Consider the following 19,566-nt stretch of genomic DNA (forward strand, 5'->3'; position numbering starts at 1 on the left):
ATATAATTTATACGGCAATAAATAAGCACAGAGCATACGGCGCTCTGTGCTTATTTTTATTTATCTTTTTTAAATCGAACTGTCTTATCCCAGCCGATGACTTGTTTCTTGCTCTTTGCACGTAAATATAAGATTAAGCTGCGAATAAATAAGTACGTAAAGAGCTGTGCATACGTAAAGTACATAATAACGCTAATAAAAATATTAGTCGGTGTAAAGGTTCGTTCGACACTCTGGGCACTAAATAATTGTGAAACATATGTAATATATGCTACATACCACATAAATAGTAGCGGAATGCTATATTGAATTTGGAATATCCCGAGTAGCCCAATTACAAACCAAACGTTTGAAATGATTAGGAATAGCCAAAATACAACATACACTAGAACTTGTTGTAAGGAATGAACGAGCAGTTTTCCTTTAAAGAAACTTAATGACGAGAACATTTTTTCTAAAATGTATAAATTTCCTTGGAGCCAACGTGTACGTTGTTTAATAAGAATTTTTAAATGCTCTGGTTCTTGTTCCCAAGTAACTGATTCTGGGACGATTGGTAAGAGATAACCTTTTTGTGTAATTCGTAATGTTAATTCAGCATCTTCTGCAATTGCATAAGGGTCATAGCCACCAAGCTCTTCTAGTGCTGAGCGACGAAGAAGCATATTTGTTCCTGTTAGTGAACCCGTTTGGAATAGTAACCAGCGTCCAGATTGCATAAGGAGCTGGAAGATTTGAAATTCTAGCGAAATCATTCGCGTCAACCAGTTTCTTTTTTCATTTACAGTACGAACGTGTCCAACTGCTCCAACCCCATCTTCAGTTGTTTCAGCGTGCTCTACAAGCATTCGCAGTGCGTGTGGTTCAGGTTGGTTATCTGCATCGTAAACACAGAAGTATTCACCATCTGAAATACTAAGCCCATAGTTTAGTACACGTGATTTACCCTTCGGTTCACCGGAGGGAACACGAATGTGGCGAATATGAGCATAAGCTTTGTCGAAATCATCGCCGATTTCAGGTGTTTCATCTTGAGAGTTATCATTTAATAAATAAATAGTTAGCTTTCCTGGATATTCAATCTTCGCCATCGCCTCTAAAGTATCTTTAATAACGACCCCTTCATTATGGGCAGGTATGAAAATATCGACGCTAGGATAATGTTCTAGTGTACGATCTTTTCGTTTGCTATTTCGGTGAATTAGGCCCGCGATTGTTAAGAAAGAGTAGTAAACGAGTAAGCCAGAGAATAGAAAGGCCGTAAAAATAAGTACATATTTAATTGAAAATGTGATACTGATCCAAAAAACGAGTACGCAAAACAGAAGAAATAAAAGAAGTATAACGAGAGTCATCATAACAATGTCTGTCCTTTGTTTCCAATTTGCTCGCTTGAAATTTTTATATCTTGGATTGCTTCAGCTGCAAGCCATTTTTCTAATTTTGGCTGTAGACGGTTCATTACTATATCTGCACCAGCCTCATTTGTGTTCTGTAATAAAATAACTAATGTACTCTCATCATATTCAGCAGCAAGGTCAAAATCATTCCTTACCGTTTCAACTAATAAGGAAGCTACACGATCCATAACACTTTCCTTCGTATATTTACTAAAGGAAGTGAAATCAAAGTAAACGATAACGCCTGTTTCATTACGACGATTCATTGCAGTCGTTAATAACGCTTGGCGTCTCTCGAATTCTTGTCTAGTTAATAATTTTGATTCTCCAATATATTGTTCCAACGTTCTCACACGCTCAGTTAAAGTTTTATTTTCATGAATCACTTTTTTCAATAGATGAGTTGTTATATATACAATGAAGAAGTTAGCTACCATCAGGAAGTGGGTAATCATATATTGCCATTGATCTGATGTACTCCATAAATGAAGCCATGCTTGATAAAATAAATAAAATACGGAAATAATGGTTCCTAGTATGAAGAAAATAAATGCTGTTTTATCAGCTAAAAATAAGAATAGTACATTTACGATTACGTATATTATTGTAAAAATGAGCGCATGCTCATAATTCGTCACATGTACAGTAGTAAAATAAAATACAATTTGTAGAATCCACATAGAGAGGATTTTATAGAACTTATCTTTCACAAAACTTTCCTCCTTAAAGCTATTTCATCCATAGATACTTGTAGTATGCGCAATTATTAAGAAATTGACTATGTCGTTAAATTCTTTTGAAGGGCAACAACAAGTAGTATCTCTATTTTCATAAGAAAAATAAAAAGACTTAAACATTATTGTATCATAATGTTCTCATATTTGGGATAAGGTGATTGATAGATACATAAAAGGCGTTTGGAGTGCATGAAAAAAGTCTTCTCTTGGAGAAAGAGAAGACTCTATATAAGTTTATAGGAACATCATACCTGCAACTGCTGCATTTAAGAAGTTAGCTAATGTACCAGCGATAACTGCTTTAATCCCTAATTGTGCAATTTGTTTACGGCGAGTAGGAGCTAGCGTTCCTGTTACACCTAATTGAATTGCAATAGAAGAGAAGTTTGCGAATCCACAGATTGCGAATGTTAAAATTAGATTTGTTTTGTCAGAGAACTCTGCCATATGTGGTCCTAAGTTTGCGTATGCAACGAATTCGTTGATTGCAAGTTTTTGACCGATAAAGCTTGCTGCTTGTACAGCTTCACCTGGAGAAACCCCGATTAAGATTGCAAATGGTGATAATAAGTAACCGAAGATTAAATCAAGGCTAAGTTTAATATGGAATAAAGACCCAACTAATCCTAATAGACCATTTAATAAAGCGATTAATGCAATGAAAGCCATTAACATTGCTGCTACGTTAATAACAAGTTGCATACCTTCAGATGCACCACGTGCAGCTGCGTCGATAACGTTTGCGTCTTCACGTTCTGTAGAAAGTTCAACGTTATTATCTACTTTTTCTGTCTCTGGCATGATTAGTTTCGCAATTAATAAGCTTGATGGAGCTGCCATAATTGCAGCTGCTAATAAGTGCTCTAACGGAATACCCATTGCTGCATAGCCGACAAGAACTGATCCGGCAACAGCTGTCATACCGCTTACCATAATAGTGAAGAATTCACTATTTGTTAAGCGTGCTAAGTAAGGTTTAATTAAGATTGGAGCTTCAGTTTGTCCTAAAAATACAGTCGTTACTGAGTTTAAGCTTTCTGCTTTAGAAGTTCCAAGAAGTTTACTTAATGCACCACCAACGACGCTAACAAATTTCTGCATAATACCGAAATGATATAAGATTGCTACTAATGAACTAATAAATACGATTGGAAGTAGTGCTTGAATAAAGAATACAAATCCCCAAGGTCCTTTTGCGTTGACTAAATCCCCAGCAACGAACTTAATTCCCTCGTAAGAAAAATTAATTAATCCTTGAACACCGTCAGCAGCGTGTTTTAAACCTGCTTTACCAGCATCCCATCGTAATACGATAAATGAAAATGACATTTGTAATGCTAGCGCAATTAAAATTGTGCGCCAATTAATAGCTTTGCGGTTGGAAGATAGTAAGAAAGCAATTGCTAATACTCCAATCACGCCGCCAATTCCCCATAAAAGATTCATGCAGTGTATGCTCCTTCCTCATAGTAAAAACAGTGTATAAACCAGTTGTCTATACATTTACGAATATAACATCTTAAGTAACTTATCATAATGGACATCGGAGGTCAAACGTCTAATGAAAAGTTTAAATAAAAAGAAAATTCTTCAAAAAAACACATATAAAATAAATAGACATGAAATAGGTTATGTTTTTTATGAAAATATATACATTATGATAACGTTATGCATTGTTTTTGCAGAATAAAGTGTATGAAATAGAAGAATGGATACATTATTTTTGTAGAGAGAAACTAGGGGAAAGGGAGTAATGTGTTGAACTCGTAACAAAAAAGCCTTCTAGTAAACTAGAAGGCTTTGAAACTATTAATTAAGGTGCTTTCGTGTATCCTAAGAAGTGGCTCTTCCAATAAGAGTTACTTAATGAAGCGATTGCTACACCTTTATCTCCAGCTTGGATAAATGATCCGCCCCCAAGGTAAATACCCATGTGAGAAGGACCAGATTTATAAGTGTTTTGGAAATAAATTAAGTCACCAGGTTGTGGACTTGAAGTTTTTGGTAGGCTACTCCAATATCCCGCAACACTTTGACGGCTAATGTTATGACCCAATTTCTTAAATACATGGTAGATGTAGCCACTGCAGTCTACGCCGTTAGCAGAAGTTCCGCCCCAAACGTATGGTACACCTTGCATTGATTTTGCATATGCAAGTACGGAAGAACTGTCGCCACTATTATTGCCTGTATTATTATTGTTGTTATTGTTTTGATTGTTATTTTGGTTATTGTTAGGCTTATTATCTACTGCGCCTCCAACTGGTGTTTTAGATAGGTAACGTGTTCCGATATAACCAGTTTGACCGTTGTAGTTAATTTTGCTCCATCCAGAGTTTTCAGAGATTACTTGAACCTTCTGTCCTTGTGGAAGTGCACCTATGATTCTATAATTTGTACCTTCGCCGCTACGTACATTTAGTGCAGAAGCATTAATGTAGTAGTCGCCAATTGCACCTTGGTTAGGTTTTTCAGGTTGTTTTGGTTGCTCAGGAGTAGTAGTACCACCTTTAACGAATTTTACAAATTCGCTACTAACAAAGCCTGTTTTTCCTTGGTAATTTACTTTAAACCAACCGTTTTCAGATCCAACTACGTTTAATGTTGTACCGTTTAAAACACCACCAATTACACTATGGTAAGCAGCAGGGCCTGTACGAACACGTAAAGATGTAGCGTTAACCACGTAAGAACCGCCAGTTTGAATAGTTCCATTATTATTGTTTTGCTCTTGTTTGTTGCCTTCTGTAACGTTTTCGTTAGAACCGCCTTTTGTTACGTAGTCTTTGCTTATATAAGCAGTTTGTCCTGCATAATTGATTTTGAACCAATCTTGAACTTCGCCAACAACTTGTACTACTTGTCCTTTTGTAACAGAACCTACAGTTGTGTGAGAAGTACTAGGACCTGTACGAACACGAAGGGAAGATACATTTACTGTATAGTTTCCGCTTGCTGGTTTTACTTCTTGGTTGTTATTGTTATTATTCGTATTGTTGTTTGAAGAACCCGCATTAGAAGAAACGCCAGATACGAATTCGCCACTTACATAACCTACTTGACCATTATGGTTAATTTTCACCCAACCATTTTCTTGTCCAATTACGTTTAATGTTTGTCCTGCATATACACGTCCAGAAACAGAACTAGAAGTGTTAGGAGCTGTACGTACACGTAATACATCAGCAGTAACTTTATTGTTTCCGCCTGTGCTTACATTGTTGTTTGTTGCTCCACTTTTTGATACAAATTCGCCACTAACAAAGCCTGTTTTTCCGTTAATGTTAATTTTGAACCAACCATTTTCTTCGCCAATCACGTTTAGTGATTGACCGTTATAAACGCGTGAGATGATGTCGTGAGAAATGCTTGATCCCGCACGAACATGTAATACGCTCGCGTTTACCTTATAAGATGAGTCGTTTGATGCAGAAGCTTGGACAGTTGTAGCAGCTTTTTGTGTATTTTGTTCAGGTGCAGCTTGAACACTATCAAGTGTAGGTGCTGCTCCTCCTGCTACAGACACTGCCGCAAGACCGGCAAGATACTTTTTCATAATTTGTCGATTCCTTTCTGTCTGTAATGTAGTGAAGAAATATTTACCAACTGTTAAAAATTCTAAAGAGCATGTCGATTACTGTCAAGACTTATGTAGGAATCTGAATATGACAAAAAGATTACAAAAAAAAATCAAGGCATAAATTTACACCTTGATTTCCATTTAAATGTATATATTGAATATGAAAGGACAGAAATTATTCGTGTTTAAGAAGATGCCATATTGGATTGTAACAAGATTTGATTAAAAGATTTTTGCAGTTTTTTGGTGATAGGCCCAACTTGCCCATCTTGAATCGCGGTTCCATCAAGGTGGGTCATTGGTAAAATTTCAATCGTTGTGCCTGTAAAAAAGCATTCATCTGCTTGATAAACGTCACGAACGCTGAAAAGTTCTTCCTGTACAGGAATGTGAAGAGTATTCGCTAAAGAAAGGACATATTGACGAATAATGCCATTTAGAATAAGGTGATTGGCTGGATGTGTGTAAAGAGTTCTGTTTTTAATTAAAAAGAAGTTGGAATGGCTTCCTTCCGTTACGATACCATTCCTTATGAGAAGTGCCTCTTTACAGCCTTTACGTTCAGCTTTCGTAGCAGCGAGTACGTTTGGTAATAAATTTAATGATTTAATGTCACAGCGTAGCCATCGAGTATCAGGTTCTGATATAGCGCGTATACCATATTCAATCCATAATGCTGGTCTTTCTTTTTTTGTAATATAGGCATAAATTGTCGGAGGGGTGTCATATGAAAATACATGTGTGCGAGCTTGTACACCGCGAGATACTTGCAAATAAATTGTGCCATCTTCGTGGAAATGGTTTCGTTCAATTAATTTGTAAAGTAAAGTGATGAGTTCAGCTTTTGAGAAAGGAAGCGATAATTCTACTTCTTCCATGGATCGATATAATCTTGTTATGTGCGGATCTAATAAGTGAAAGTTCCCTTTATATAGGCGAATAACCTCGTAGACACCATCTCCGAATTGCAAACCTCTTTCTTCAAGTTCTATGTACGTTTGTTGTTTTGTTGTATCAATAACTTCATCATTCCAAAGTACAAATTTTTCGTATGCCAATTTCCGTCCCATCCTTTCGTAAGTACGTAAATAACGTGAAACTTTCATTCATGCGAGATAAAAATCACTATAGTAATTTTTATGTAAGCAATTCTCTATATATGACCGTATATGTATTTGTAAATCATAGAGAAGTAAGGACGATTTCCCCCGCATTAACGGGCTGATTAAAGTTTCACTTTACAGCATTTTGTATATACAAATTCGAAAATAAGAAATGAGAATCCTGCTTTTAAATAAAAAAAAGCAACATTCTTATGGAATGCTGCACAAGGAGGGTAGCTATCTTTCATAGGGACATTGTCTCGTTGAATGCTTTGTGTATGGAAACAAAGCATGTTGAAAGACAATTATAAGAAAGTAGAAACAAAAGATTTACACATTTCTTTAAGGGATCTTACGAAAGATGAGAGGTAAGAAATATGTAGAACCTTGTTTACATATTTTATTATAGAGATTCTTCATTAACCCTATGTGAATATTTGGTAAAGGTTATGTAATTTTAAAGTTAATGAATATAAGCAGTTGTATGGAAGAAAATAAAAAAAGAGGCTGAGATTACTCAGCGCTCTTCTTTTCTTCTTTAATAGCTGTTTTTACTTCACCAGTTTTGATCTTATTACTTTCAGAGAAGCGAAGTAAGTCACCTTCAATGATTTTATCAGACATGTGCAATTCATTTTGGGCACGATCAATTAGTGGTTGAGATTCTTCTTTCGGTAATTGTACAACTTCGCCAGTAGCACGGTCGTAGAATGTACTGTTTGTGTACATGTATTTATCTGTAATGAAGCTACCGTCACGAAGAACAACAAATCCTTTATTATCAGGTGAGAATACATCATGACCGAATCGAACGTCATTTGTAGAATCTACACCAAGTAAGTTTAGAATAGTTGGTTTAATATCAATTTCACCAGTTGGTTTCGAAATTGTTTTACCTTCTTTTTGACCTGGAACGTGAATAAACATCGGTGTTTTTTGTAAGTTCATATGGTCAAATGCAGTGATTTCTTCTTTTCCTAAGAACTGTGCCATTGCACGGTTATGGTTTTCAGAAATACCGTAGTGGTCACCGTAGAATACGATTACTGAGTTGTCGTAAATACCTTCTGCTTTTAGACGCTCAATAAAGTGTTTCATTGCTTCGTCTAAGTAACGAGCAGTTACCATGTAACGGTCAAATACTCCATCACCAGAATTATATTCGTCGATTAATTTTGTACTGTCATCGTAAGTGAATGGGTAATGATTCGTTAAAGTAAGGAAGCGAGTATAGAATGGTTGCTTCACTTCTTTCAACATATCCATAGATTGATCGAAGTATTCGATATCTTTTAATCCCCAGTTTAATTTTGTTTCCGGCGTAATCTTGTAATCAAGCTCGTTGTAGTAACGATCATAACCAAGTGCTGGATACATAATGTTACGGTTCCAGAATGTTGCGTTGTTTGCGTGGAATACCGACGTGTGATACCCTTGCTGACGTAAAATTTCTGGAGTTGCTGTATATTCATTGTTACCGTGTGTGAAGAATACAGCACCGCGGTCTAGTGGATATAAAGAAGTATCTACTAGGAATTCAGCATCAGATGTTTTACCTTGCCCAGTTTGATGGAAGAAGTTATCAAAGTAATAACTTTCTTTCGTAAATTGGTTTAAGAACGGTGTAACTTCTTGTCCGTTAACTGTTGCGCCAATTAAGAATGTTTGTAATGACTCAAGAGAGACAACAATTACGTTTTTCCCTTTTGCAGTACCGAACATATTTGGATCTGGTTTACTTTGTGTTGTTTTCACGTAGTTTTCTGTTTCTTGTAATTTACTACCGTCAGCGAATGCTTTTTGTGAACTTGATTTCGCTTGTAAGCCAAGATCGTATACTTGGTGTACATATAATCCTAAGTTTTTAACAAGCATAACGCGGTCGAATGAACGTGTTAATAGTTCTGGGCGTTCAGCTTCTGCAAGTCCTAAGTTTGCGAAGAAAATAGCAACTGTTGATACGAAGTATAGAGAACGCATCGGGCGTGCTACACGCTCTGTAGGTGCAAAGTTTTTCATTTTCTTCAATAGAACGAAGAATACGATAATGTCTGCGAATGCAAGAATAATTTTGTAGTTAAATAATTCTTTCACACTAGAACCTAAACTTCCGAAGTTAGATGTTTGTCCGAGTACTGGTAAAGTAACGAAGTCATTGTAGAATCCGTAGAACATTACGTTACCAACAAGAACGATTGTTAAGACAAAATTAATTCCAAGTGCTATATAGTTACGTTTTTTCCCTTTTGCAAATAATGCAAGACCAACAAGCAGTAATGATGCTGCTAATGGGCTAAGGAATAAAATGAATTCTTGCATGAAAGATTCAAGTTTTAAATCAAAGCTTGTGCGTGTAATAATGTAAGTTTTCAGCCATAAGGCTAAAGCTACGAATACAGTGAAACGCACATTTTGAAATTGCGATTTCAAGGTTTCTTTCATTCATTTCCACCCTTTCTCTATCAGGCTTGGTCGATTTTGGAGCGAAAAATGCTAAAATAAAAAATACATAGTTTTCTTGGCCATAATTAAAGGTTCTATATTCACCCATATACGACTATAACTATGCATACCCTTTTGGTTTCTTTTGTTGCTCATAAGCATAACGTCATTTCTGTATTATACAACAAAATTCATTTCTGAGAAACACTATAACATTTTACATTTTTTGTATAAGATTTGTCACTACCAGAGAAAACTTTAACATTCGTTTATATGTCCGTCAACTAGAAAATATAACAAAGATAGAGCAGAATGTTAAGTGGAAGTGAAAATTTCTTTGTTGAGAAATAAGAAACGAAGATGGATAAGGGTTATCTAGAAATCTATTATATGAAGGAAATCGTGTAAAAATTAACGAACGCTTGTTCTTTTTTGGTTTGTTTGTTACAATGAAAGTTCATTGATAGGTTTTGTGTAATTTCCATGAACTTTTACTGATAACATATTGTAGCTTATTTCTTTTTAAAAATAGGGAGGCTTTTACATGAAACAAAAATTTTCAGTTGAAGCGTTTTGGAAGAAAGTAAAACATGTTGCAAAGCAAGCAGGGCAGTCGGTCATTTATACAAGTTTATTACTGTTTTACGTTTTGCAAAGACCCGATGTTCCAAAACGAGTGAAAATTATTGTAATTGGAGCACTTGCTTATTTTATTGCACCGATTGATGCGATTCCAGATTTCATTGCTGGAATTGGCTATACGGATGATTTAGGGGCGTTAACGGCCGCACTAATACAGGTGTCGTTATACGTCAATGAAGATGTGAAAGATAAGGCACGAGTGAAGTTGGCAGAATGGTTTGGTTCGGATATAGACACAACATTTATCGATCAGAAATTAGGTCAATAGGTGAAATCTGTCATAAGGTGACAGGACGAACGTAAGCGAGGAAGTGCATTATGCCATCAGGAAGAACGCATACGAAAATAAACTTAATATCCCTTCCGGTTGTTTTGTTTTTGCTCTTTTCGTATGGATTAACAAATTTTGATTTTTTATTAACTTTTGCAATTGGTTTTTTAGTAGGTACTTCATTTTTAACACCAGATTTAGATACGTACAGTAATGCTTATAACAAATGGGGTTTCTTACGTATATTTTGGTATCCTTATAAGAAAGTAATGCCACATCGATCTTTCTTTACGCATACGATTATACTTGGTGATGTGATTCGTATTGCGTACATGTTAATCGTCTTTTCTCCATTTTTATTCCTATTAAATGTAATCGCACTGGATGGTAATTTAATAGAAATTGCGAAGAAACATGAGGTTGAAATTGTAACGTTCTTAATGGGAATTGTTGTGGCAAGTACGCTCCACATTATAGCGGATAAGGTGAATACGCGCCGAAAGAAAATGATGAGAAAAAAGAAGAAACGCAGAAGATAAAGTAACTAATCGGGAAAAGGACCCTTGCAATTTGCAAGGGTCCTTTTTTAAACAAACGTTTGTTTAAAATTAAGCTTTCAGTACTTTAATTCCTTTTACAATGTTCCAGATGAAGTAGTATAAGCTGATGATTCCGCAAATAGCTAAGACAATCATTGCTCCAATTCCAAGTGTTACATCTGGTTGGTCAGATCCTATGCCCATAATTCCTAAAATGGTTAAGCCGATAAATGTAGCGATACTTGGAATGATGTGTGTCCATAGAGCACGTTTTGCATGTGGCTTTGTTTCAGCGTCCCCCACAATCCAAACGATAATTGGGAATAAGATAGGGGCAAATAGTACACTAAAGTATGATAACGCAGCTAATATTTTATTTCCGTTCATATATATCACCTCATGAATAATGTCTGTTGTTATACTATTATTATGCAATAATTTAGTTAAGCTTTCTATCGATGAACATTACAAGAACATGACGATTTTGTAAGATTTTTTTGTTAAATGATAAAATTTTCAAAAAAATCTTTTTTAATGGAAATTGTTATGGTACAGTATAAATGGAAGTTATTGAAAACGTTTTCTTAAACGTTTTTTATTTTTAGGCTTAAAGGTATGATGACCTGATAGTCTATTGATAAGATTGTATTTATTTAAAAGGGGATTCTTTAGGGGGAGAGGACAATGAACACATGGACACAAGTTTATGATCAGTTCGGTAATATTTGGATTTCAGCAGCAGTAGCACTTATTCCGATTATCTTTTTTTTCTTAGCTTTAGCGGTTTTTCGCATGAAGGGGTATGTGGCAGGATTTATTACAGTTGTACTTACAGTTTTAGTAGCATTATTCGCTTATAAAATGCCGTTCACGATGGCAATGGCAGCAACCGGGTACGGTTTTTTGTACGGGTTATGGCCAATTGCTTGGATTATCATTATGTCGGTATTTTTATATAAAATTTCTGTAAAAACAGGTCAATTCGATGTGATTCGTGCATCGGTATTATCGATTACGAACGATCATCGTTTACTCGTTATTTTAATTGGATTTTCATTCGGAGCATTTTTAGAAGGAGCGGCAGGGTTTGGAGCGCCAGTAGCGATTACAGCAGCGCTTCTTGCTGGTCTTGGGTTAAATCCTTTATACGCAGCGGGTCTTTGTTTAATTGCAAATACTGCACCAGTGGCGTTCGGAGCGATGGGAATTCCGATTACAGTTGCTGGACAAGTAACAGGTATTGATCCACATAAAATTGGACAAATGGCTGGGCATCAATTACCGTTCCTATCATTATTTGTTCCATTCTTTATCGTATTTTTAATGGATGGATTTAAAGGGGTAAGACAAACGTGGCCTGCGTTACTTGTAGCAGGTAGTTCATTTGCGATTACGCAGTTCATTACAGCGACGTTCTTAGGACCGGAACTTCCGGATATTACGTCAGCACTTGTAAGTTTAGTGAGTTTAGCACTGTTCTTAAAAGTTTGGCAGCCGAAAGAAATTTATCAATCCGGGCAAGCAAATAATGAGGTAGCAGCAACAACGACAGCAGCATCGATGCCGAAATTAACGTTTGGAAAAGTAGTGAAGGCATGGTCCCCATTTATCGTATTAACGGTTATGGTAGTCATTTGGAGCCAAAATTTCTTTAAGGCATTATTTGCTCCAGGAGGGGCTTTAGCAAGTCTTGTATTTAAGTTTGAAATTCCAGGTTTGCATAATCTAGTAATGAAAGCAGAGCCAATTGTAAATAAACCAACGCCTTACCAGGCAATTCTAAAGTTTGATGTATTATCGGCAACTGGAACAGCGATTTTAATTGCTTGTATCATTTCCATGTTTATTTTGAAAATGAATGTAAAAGATGCAGTAGTGACATTTAAAGAAACGTTAAACGAATTAAAAATGCCAATTCTATCTATCGGATTTGTACTAGGGTTTGCATTTATCGCAAACTATTCTGGCCTATCTTCTACGTTAGCGTTAGCATTAGCTGGAACGGGCGGACTATTCCCGTTCTTCTCACCATTCTTAGGCTGGATTGGCGTATTCTTAACAGGGTCTGATACGTCTGCGAATGCACTGTTCTCGAATTTACAAGCCATTACAGCGCAGCAAGTCGGCGTATCTGAAGTGCTTCTCGTTGCAGCAAATACAACAGGCGGTGTAACAGGAAAAATGATTTCACCGCAATCGATTGCGATTGCTTGTGCGGCAGTTGGACTTGCTGGAAAAGAATCAGATTTATTCCGTTTTACAGTGAAGCATAGTTTATTCTTCGTAATTATTGTTGGTATTATGACGTATGTTCAAGCATATTATTTAACGTGGATGATTCCATAAAGAGAAAAAGAAATAAACTTTTAATTTTTCAGATTATAGTGTATGATGGGAAAGTATTGAAAATTAAATCAGTGATAAACTAGGGGTGCCTAACGTATGCGTAGGCTGAGAGAGAAGCGCGTGAACTTCTTAACCCTTTGGACCTGATCTGGCTCGTACCAGCGTAGGGAAGTTAACGGCTTTACATAATGATGTCTTTATGAGCCAGGTCCTTATTTTTTTATGGACCTGGCTCTTTTTATTTTGGCATGCGCTGGCCATATCTTGTCCTTGTCACGAACAGGGGGGCAACAAAATTTATGAAACAATCTGTTTCAGCTGAGCAAATTGAATTGAAATCGAGTTTACCAGGGAGTAAGAAAGTATATGTGGATGGACCACGAGAAGGTATGAAAGTGCCGATGCGTGAGATTGAACAAAGCGAAACGAATGGCGTCCCAAATCCACCAATCCGTGTGTATGATACGAGCGGTCCTTATACAGATCCTGCGTATAAGGTCGAGCTGGAAAAAGGCATTCCAACGCCGCGCCACTCCTGGATTATGGGGCGTGGTGATGTAGAAGCATACGAAGGGCGTGAAGTAAAACCAGAGGATGACGGTGTGAAAGTGGCTTCGAAACATACACCTGTTTTCCCGCAAATGGATCGTAAGCCGCTTAGAGCAAAGCAAGGTGCAAATGTTACGCAAATGCACTATGCACGTAATGGCATTATTACGTCTGAGATGGAGTATGTTGCGATTCGTGAAGGGGTAGAGCCGGAGTTTGTTCGTAAGGAAATCGCAGAAGGCCGCGCTATTTTACCAGCGAATATTAATCATCCAGAAGCTGAACCGATGATTATCGGGCGTAACTTCCATGTGAAGGTCAATGCAAATATCGGAAACTCTGCTGTATCTTCTTCTATTGCAGAAGAAGTAGAGAAGATGACGTGGGCTACTCGCTGGGGTGCAGATACGATTATGGATTTATCTACAGGTAAAAATATTCATACGACGCGTGAGTGGATTATTCGTAACGCGCCTGTACCAGTTGGAACTGTACCGATCTATCAAGCGCTGGAAAAAGTAAACGGAATTGCAGAAGATTTAACGTGGGAAGTATATCGTGATACGTTAATTGAGCAGGCGGAGCAAGGCGTTGATTACTTTACGATTCACGCTGGTGTATTGCTTCGTTACATTCCAATCACGGCAAAGCGTACGACAGGTATCGTTTCACGCGGTGGTTCGATTATGGCGCAGTGGTGTTTATTCCATCATAAAGAAAACTTCCTATATACTCATTTTGAAGAGATTTGTGAAATTATGAAACAGTACGATGTTTCGTTCTCTCTTGGAGATGGATTACGTCCAGGGTCTATTGCAGATGCAAATGATGAAGCACAGTTTTCTGAGCTTGAAACACTTGGTGAATTAACCAAAATTGCTTGGAAACATGATGTGCAAGTTATGATCGAAGGACCTGGACACGTACCGATGCACTTAATTAAAGAGAATATGGAGAAAGAGCTTGATATTTGTCAGGGCGCGCCGTTTTACACACTTGGGCCACTAACGACAGATATTGCACCAGGTTATGACCATATTACATCGGCGATTGGAGCTGCGATGATCGGTTGGTTTGGAACGGCGATGCTTTGTTATGTAACGCCGAAAGAACATTTAGGTTTACCGAATAAAGATGATGTACGCACGGGTGTTATTACGTACAAAATTGCAGCGCATGCGGCTGATCTTGCGAAAGGACATAAAACGGCTCATCAGCGTGATGATGCACTTTCAAAAGCACGCTTCGAATTCCGTTGGCGCGATCAATTTAATCTATCTTTAGATCCTGAACGTGCGATGGAATATCACGATGAAACGTTGCCTGCAGAAGGGGCAAAGACAGCTCACTTCTGTTCAATGTGTGGACCGAAGTTTTGTAGTATGAGAATTTCACATGATATTCGTGAATATGCAAAAGAAAATGATTTAGAAACGACAGAAGCAATTGAAAAAGGAATGAAAGAGAAAGCAGAAGAATTTAAAGAAGCTGGTAGTCATTTATATCAATAACACGTTACACCTCTTTACTTGATTGATCACACTGTAGTACCTAACTTTATTATAGAAGAATCCCCATTTGCTAAGACGGTAGCAAATGGGGATTCTGTTGTTTATCCCGCTATTTGTGGGCAGTAAGACCCCCACCTCAAAATTCAGCGGAAGCAAAGAAGTTAGGTCGGGGTCGGGCTGCCCGTAAAAGCCCGATTGGTTAGGGCTAATAATCAGTGGGGGATGAACAAAACCCCCACTGATTAAAGTTTCACTTTATAAGGCAAAGAAGAGGTGTACCCAGTAGAATAAGAGGAATAGTGTGACGACTGTTGTGAGCGGGATAACGATAAGGGATACACTTAAATAGTCTTTCCATTTTACTTTAATTTTGTTTTGTTTCAGAATATACATCCAAATGAGTGAAGCTAGCGTACCAATTGGTAGTAATAGTGAACCGATGTCACTACCAATGATGTTTGCGAGATAGATTGTTTTTAATGTGACTGGATCTAGTCCCATTTCTGTTAATGTGATTGTACCAATCATAAGGGCAGGATGGTTATTGAAGACGTTAGAGAGGATGGATACAAGTCCGCCCATCGCAAAGCTAGCATAGAGTAGATGCTGATTCACAACTGGCTCGAGCCATTGTACAAGTGCAGCTGTTAATCCTGCGTTGTGGAGTCCGTAAATAATGACGTACATAGAGAAGGCGAAAATTAAAATGTGCCACGGTGTCTTTTTCAAAATGTCGACAGGATTTGTTCGTAAGTAGTACCATCTCCAAATGAGAAGAACGAGTGAACCGAGTACCGCAACGATTTCAATTGGTATGGATAAGAAGGATGCAACGAATAGAAGACAGCGCATAAGGAAGACAAAACCTAATACTTTTAACATGAATCTTGTCCGTTTTTGTTTCGTATCAACAGAATTATTTCCTTTTAGTGGATGGAAGTTTTTCGTGAAAAAAATTTCTTCAATATCATATGAAGAAACAGGTAATTTTTTCGGAAGTTTTTTCTTCAAAACTGTATACATGAGCCATGACATAAATAATAAGCCTAATGTTGCAGGTACAAACATCATAGCAGTATGCATATAAAGAGTCATATTAACGATATTTAATGCAATTAAGTTTACGATATTACTTACACCAATTGGTGCACTAGACGCAGTAGCGATTAAAGCGCCACTTAATAAATAAGGAATTTGTTGATGTGGTTTTAATTGAAGGTTTTTTAGAAGAAGAATTAAAATTGGAGTTGTAATTAAAATACTGCCGTCGTTATTAAATAAAAGAGTCATAAGAAAACATAGTAATTGAATATACCAGTATAAACGGTGACCGGACCCTTTTGCTAAATTTGCTAGTTTCGCTGCGGACCAATGGAAGAAGCCGAAGCTTTCTAATATAACTGCCATAACAATAGTCGCTAATATTGTTATGGAGGCTCCTCCTATTTTACTAACAATATCTATGACGTCTGGTTTTGACACAAGTCCAGTAATTAGGATAATGCCAGCACCGATTGCTGCTGGCCACGCCTCATTTAAACCTCGAGGCCGCCAAAAGATAACAATCATTGTTAAGAAGAATACAATAATAGTAATCCATATTTCAATGCTCATATTTTGCCTACCTTTCTATTTTCCCTTAAACAGATGTAGCTTGTCTCAAGTTTATATTGGTAGTATATTCAGCAAAAAATAAGAAGAACTAGACGTATAACGAGATGAAGCGAATATGTGTTTTTCATGCTAAAGGACAAGTGTCACTAGTAGTGAAATAACTATTGTGATAGGAGTCTATAAATCGATTGGGCAGTAAGGTAGGAAATGAGATTTATATCGGAAATTTTTAAAATATATCGACTTAACGACAAAATATAACAAGAGGAGTCTATCCCAAAATACCTTTTGGAACAGACTCCAAGGCTATATTATTTTTCCTTCAAAAAAGTACGATCCTTCAAGAATAAATTCCAGAAGAAAATAAATCCTGGTAATAAAATTGCAATCCCAATTGCGTATAGAATGAGCAGTGCATAGAACGTTTCTTTCGTTGTAAAGCTTGTAAATACAGTTACGTCAGGGTAAATAATATACGGTAAATGCGCGACCCCGTAAGCATAGCTTGCAAATGCATATTGAGCGACGACAGCTAAAACAGCAATGCGAGGGAATCCTAGTGTGTTATACTTCTTGTTTGTCCACCAAAGGGACGAGTATCCGATAACGAATAGAACAATAGAAACTGTAAACCATGGGAATTGCTTTATTAATCCTTGCATAAGCCAATGTGTTTCTGGATCCATTACAACGAGAGCGATAATCGCCGTAACAAGTGTTGCAGGGCCAAGTATGATGGCATTCCTTCTATAAAGTTTGTATGCATCTTCTGAACCTTGCTCTCTCGCAAAATCAGCAAGAAAGAGAGAGGAGAGAAATAGTTCAGACGTTAGTCCGAAGAGCATATAACAATAGATAACCGGGCTAGAAAGAAGTTTTCCATACAGGAGTACTTCTCTTCCTTCAGACATTGTAATATACGCTCCCTCTGTAACGGGTAAAACGGTAATTAATAGTGCTGGAATTAAGAGACCAGTAATACCTGAAATAACCCGAAGAAGGTACTGATATTTTGGCAAGGAGTAAGCAAATACCATAAATGTACTACGTACTGCAACGAGTACTAAAATTAACATAACTGGTACGAACATAACGGTTGCAAGAGTAAAGGCCGCTTTCGGAAAGAAGCCGAGAAATGCGACAACGACGAAAACGAGAAACGTATTTGTTACTTCCCAAGTTGGTGATAAGTACCGATTGGCAAGTTTGGCAGCGAGCGTTGGATGTTTTGCGTATACCATGCCCCAAAAACCAGCTCCAAAATCGATGGACCCTAATATACTGTATACGAAAATAAGGGCCCATAAGATGATGATTGCAATACTTTCCTCATGCACGAGAATCGCCTCCTTGGTGTTGTAAATCATTCTTTAATGGATGTCTTCTAAAGAATGTCCGTAGAACAAAGACTGTTAAAATAGCGAGTCCAATATATAAAATGATGAATAAAACAAATAAAGGACCGACGAAATCAGCGCGAGTAGAAGCATCGACTGTACGTTGCATACCATAAATTGTCCATGGCTGACGACCGCTACAACTGAAAATCCATCCGAATTCAATACCGAGCATCATAATTGGTCCGCATGCGGCAGCCCCCCAAAGTAGCCACTTCGGTAGTTCTGTCCCCTTTTTTCGGTAAACGAAGTACCAATATAAGAGAGCAATTGCTGCAACTGCAAAGGTAAACGCAGCAGTGCCGACCATTAAGTTGAACAGTGTATGTGTATAAAATGGTGGCCATGTTTCTTGTGGGAATTCATTTAGACCTTTTACGACAGTGCTAGGGTCTAGTCCCACTAATAAGCTAAGCATGTTTGGAATTTCAAGTGCATAGTTTAGTTCAAGCGTATTAGGATCCACAATCCCGCCAATGGATAGCGGTGCGTGTGATGTCGTTTCAAATAAAGCTTCAGCAGATGCAAGTTTTTCAGGTGAGTGTTTATGTAGGGCGATTGCCGATTCGTGCCCTGAAAGCCACATCGTAGCGCCTGTAATAAATGTCACGACAAGCCCTAATAGTAGCCCCTTTTTATGATAAGCAATTTCACGTGTACTTAAATTTTTCTTCAATAATTTAAATCCAGCGATAGAAGCAATGACAGCCGCACCAGTTGCATAAGCCGTAATAACGACATGGAATGCACTTGTGCCAAAACTCGGATTAAAGAAAGCTTTCCAAGGATCAACGTTAAAAACAGATCCATCTGGATTCATTGAAAATCCTGCTGGTGTATTCATCCATGTATTTGCTGATGTAATAAGAACGGCGGATGCCGTGGCACCAAGCATGACGAAAAATAGCGAGATTAATCTCATAAATGGAGGAAGTTTATCGGCTGCATATACGTAAATCGACATGAATAAAGCCTCCAAAAAGAAGGCAAAAATCTCAATTTGGAAGGGAACAGAAATAACTTGCCCAACAATTTTGGCAAAACCAGGCCAAAGAAGTGAGATTTGCACACCGACAATTGTTCCAGTTGGAATTGCTACACCGAGAAGAATAGCAAACGCCTTTGTCCATCTTTTCGCCATAATGGCATAGTCGGAGTCTTTCTTCCAGTGATAGAGTATTTCGCTTATAAAAATCATCAATGAAAGTCCAACGCCAAGTGTTGCAAAGATAATGTGGAATGCTAATGAAGAACCAAAAAATGCTCTTGCTAATGTTACCGTATCCATATGTAAACTCCTCTTCTTTTTTGCCATTATTTTCTGATTGAATTGGAAGATTTATTCAAAAAAACTACCAAAAATATATATGTATTTAAAAAGTGAATATAATAATATAATGTTGTAATATTTTGAATAGAAAGAAATAAGTAGTTG

The 19,566-nt window shown here is 37.3% G+C and carries 14 protein-coding genes and 1 riboswitch; of the genes, 4 read left to right on the forward strand and 10 right to left on the reverse strand.

All coding sequences use genetic code 11. The annotated features are described in order from the left end of the window. Nucleotides 1-56: 56 nt before the first annotated feature. From ASE54_RS27365 to ASE54_RS27390, 6 genes are all read right to left on the reverse strand, one after another. Nucleotides 57-1,358: a glycosyltransferase gene (locus tag ASE54_RS27365; protein ID WP_000988756.1), complete on the reverse strand. Its 1,302-nt coding sequence runs from the start codon at nt 1,356-1,358 to the stop codon at nt 57-59. Next, nucleotides 1,355-2,110 (reverse strand): diguanylate cyclase, encoded by a 756-nt coding sequence (locus ASE54_RS27370; protein ID WP_000653231.1) that lies wholly within the window; start codon nt 2,108-2,110, stop codon nt 1,355-1,357. Before ASE54_RS27370 ends, ASE54_RS27365 begins: the two co-directional genes overlap by 4 nt. Before the next feature lie 261 nt (nt 2,111-2,371). Beyond that, nucleotides 2,372-3,583 carry a NupC/NupG family nucleoside CNT transporter gene (locus ASE54_RS27375; RefSeq protein WP_001051018.1) on the reverse strand — a complete coding sequence of 404 codons (1,212 nt, stop codon included), beginning with the start codon at nt 3,581-3,583 and terminating at the stop codon, nt 2,372-2,374. 367 nt (nt 3,584-3,950) lie between these two features. Beyond that, nucleotides 3,951-5,693 (reverse strand): SH3 domain-containing protein, encoded by a 1,743-nt coding sequence (locus ASE54_RS27380; RefSeq protein WP_000760261.1) that lies wholly within the window; start codon nt 5,691-5,693, stop codon nt 3,951-3,953. A gap of 209 nt (nt 5,694-5,902) precedes the next feature. After that, nucleotides 5,903-6,787, reverse strand: coding sequence for a D-amino-acid transaminase (locus ASE54_RS27385; RefSeq protein ID WP_079997269.1), 885 nt, complete (start codon nt 6,785-6,787; stop codon nt 5,903-5,905). A gap of 546 nt (nt 6,788-7,333) precedes the next feature. Then, on the reverse strand, nt 7,334-9,262 hold the full coding sequence (locus tag ASE54_RS27390) for an LTA synthase family protein (protein WP_000665346.1): 1,929 nt from the start codon (nt 9,260-9,262) through the stop codon (nt 7,334-7,336). Between the two features lie 544 nt (nt 9,263-9,806). Here ASE54_RS27390 and ASE54_RS27395 point away from each other — a divergent pair. Both ASE54_RS27395 and ASE54_RS27400 read left to right on the forward strand, forming a co-directional pair. After that, on the forward strand, nt 9,807-10,172 hold the full coding sequence (locus tag ASE54_RS27395; RefSeq protein ID WP_000810378.1) for a YkvA family protein: 366 nt from the start codon (nt 9,807-9,809) through the stop codon (nt 10,170-10,172). A gap of 50 nt (nt 10,173-10,222) precedes the next feature. Further along, complete coding sequence (locus tag ASE54_RS27400) at nt 10,223-10,714, forward strand: metal-binding protein (protein WP_001139059.1); 492 nt, start codon at nt 10,223-10,225, stop codon at nt 10,712-10,714. A gap of 69 nt (nt 10,715-10,783) precedes the next feature. Here ASE54_RS27400 and ASE54_RS27405 read toward each other — a convergent pair whose 3' ends face one another. Then, on the reverse strand, nt 10,784-11,101 hold the full coding sequence (locus tag ASE54_RS27405; RefSeq protein WP_001014091.1) for a DUF4870 domain-containing protein: 318 nt from the start codon (nt 11,099-11,101) through the stop codon (nt 10,784-10,786). Nucleotides 11,102-11,398: 297 nt separating this feature from the next. Here ASE54_RS27405 and lldP point away from each other — a divergent pair, with 297 nt between their 5' ends. Beyond that, nucleotides 11,399-13,060 carry an L-lactate permease gene (gene lldP / locus ASE54_RS27410; protein ID WP_001099354.1) on the forward strand — a complete coding sequence of 554 codons (1,662 nt, stop codon included), beginning with the start codon at nt 11,399-11,401 and terminating at the stop codon, nt 13,058-13,060. Nucleotides 13,061-13,131: 71 nt separating this feature from the next. Next, nucleotides 13,132-13,247, forward strand: a riboswitch (TPP riboswitch). Nucleotides 13,248-13,359: 112 nt separating this feature from the next. Continuing rightward, the gene (gene thiC, locus ASE54_RS27415) at nt 13,360-15,120 is read left to right on the forward strand and encodes a phosphomethylpyrimidine synthase ThiC (RefSeq protein WP_000814477.1); all 1,761 of its coding nucleotides are present in this window, start codon (nt 13,360-13,362) and stop codon (nt 15,118-15,120) included. 255 nt (nt 15,121-15,375) lie between these two features. On the opposite strand, the gene ASE54_RS27420 is transcribed toward thiC, so the two are convergent. The 3 genes from ASE54_RS27420 to cydA all read right to left on the reverse strand — a co-directional run bounded on the left by ASE54_RS27420 (nt 15,376) and on the right by cydA (nt 19,419). After that, nucleotides 15,376-16,734 carry an arsenic transporter gene (locus ASE54_RS27420; RefSeq protein WP_000021125.1) on the reverse strand — a complete coding sequence of 453 codons (1,359 nt, stop codon included), beginning with the start codon at nt 16,732-16,734 and terminating at the stop codon, nt 15,376-15,378. A gap of 311 nt (nt 16,735-17,045) precedes the next feature. Then, a complete protein-coding gene (locus ASE54_RS27425; protein WP_000544189.1) occupies nt 17,046-18,071 on the reverse strand; it encodes a cytochrome d ubiquinol oxidase subunit II in 1,026 nt (341 codons plus the stop codon). Next, the gene (gene cydA / locus ASE54_RS27430; protein ID WP_000381974.1) at nt 18,064-19,419 is read right to left on the reverse strand and encodes a cytochrome ubiquinol oxidase subunit I; all 1,356 of its coding nucleotides are present in this window, start codon (nt 19,417-19,419) and stop codon (nt 18,064-18,066) included. The genes ASE54_RS27425 and cydA overlap by 8 nt, the downstream gene beginning before the upstream one ends. Nucleotides 19,420-19,566 lie beyond the last annotated feature (147 nt).

This window comes from Bacillus sp. Root131, from assembly GCF_001429475.1.
Classification (GTDB): domain Bacteria; phylum Bacillota; class Bacilli; order Bacillales; family Bacillaceae_G; genus Bacillus_A; species Bacillus_A thuringiensis_S.

Excerpts from the sequence above, each read along its gene's own strand:
- ASE54_RS27380 (WP_000760261.1), bottom strand. The coding sequence starts at position 5,693 with ATGAAAAAGTATCTTGCCGGTCTTGCGGCAGTGTCTGTAGCAGGAGGA.
- ASE54_RS27395 (WP_000810378.1), top strand. The coding sequence starts at position 9,807 with ATGAAACAAAAATTTTCAGTTGAAGCGTTTTGGAAGAAAGTAAAACAT.
- ASE54_RS27390 (WP_000665346.1), bottom strand. The coding sequence starts at position 9,262 with ATGAAAGAAACCTTGAAATCGCAATTTCAAAATGTGCGTTTCACTGTA.
- ASE54_RS27365 (WP_000988756.1), bottom strand. The coding sequence starts at position 1,358 with ATGATGACTCTCGTTATACTTCTTTTATTTCTTCTGTTTTGCGTACTC.
- lldP (WP_001099354.1), top strand. The coding sequence starts at position 11,399 with ATGAACACATGGACACAAGTTTATGATCAGTTCGGTAATATTTGGATT.
- thiC (WP_000814477.1), top strand. The coding sequence starts at position 13,360 with ATGAAACAATCTGTTTCAGCTGAGCAAATTGAATTGAAATCGAGTTTA.
- ASE54_RS27405 (WP_001014091.1), bottom strand. The coding sequence starts at position 11,101 with ATGAACGGAAATAAAATATTAGCTGCGTTATCATACTTTAGTGTACTA.
- cydA (WP_000381974.1), bottom strand. The coding sequence starts at position 19,419 with ATGGATACGGTAACATTAGCAAGAGCATTTTTTGGTTCTTCATTAGCA.
- ASE54_RS27375 (WP_001051018.1), bottom strand. The coding sequence starts at position 3,583 with ATGAATCTTTTATGGGGAATTGGCGGCGTGATTGGAGTATTAGCAATT.
- ASE54_RS27400 (WP_001139059.1), top strand. The coding sequence starts at position 10,223 with ATGCCATCAGGAAGAACGCATACGAAAATAAACTTAATATCCCTTCCG.
- ASE54_RS27420 (WP_000021125.1), bottom strand. The coding sequence starts at position 16,734 with ATGAGCATTGAAATATGGATTACTATTATTGTATTCTTCTTAACAATG.
- ASE54_RS27385 (WP_079997269.1), bottom strand. The coding sequence starts at position 6,787 with ATGGGACGGAAATTGGCATACGAAAAATTTGTACTTTGGAATGATGAA.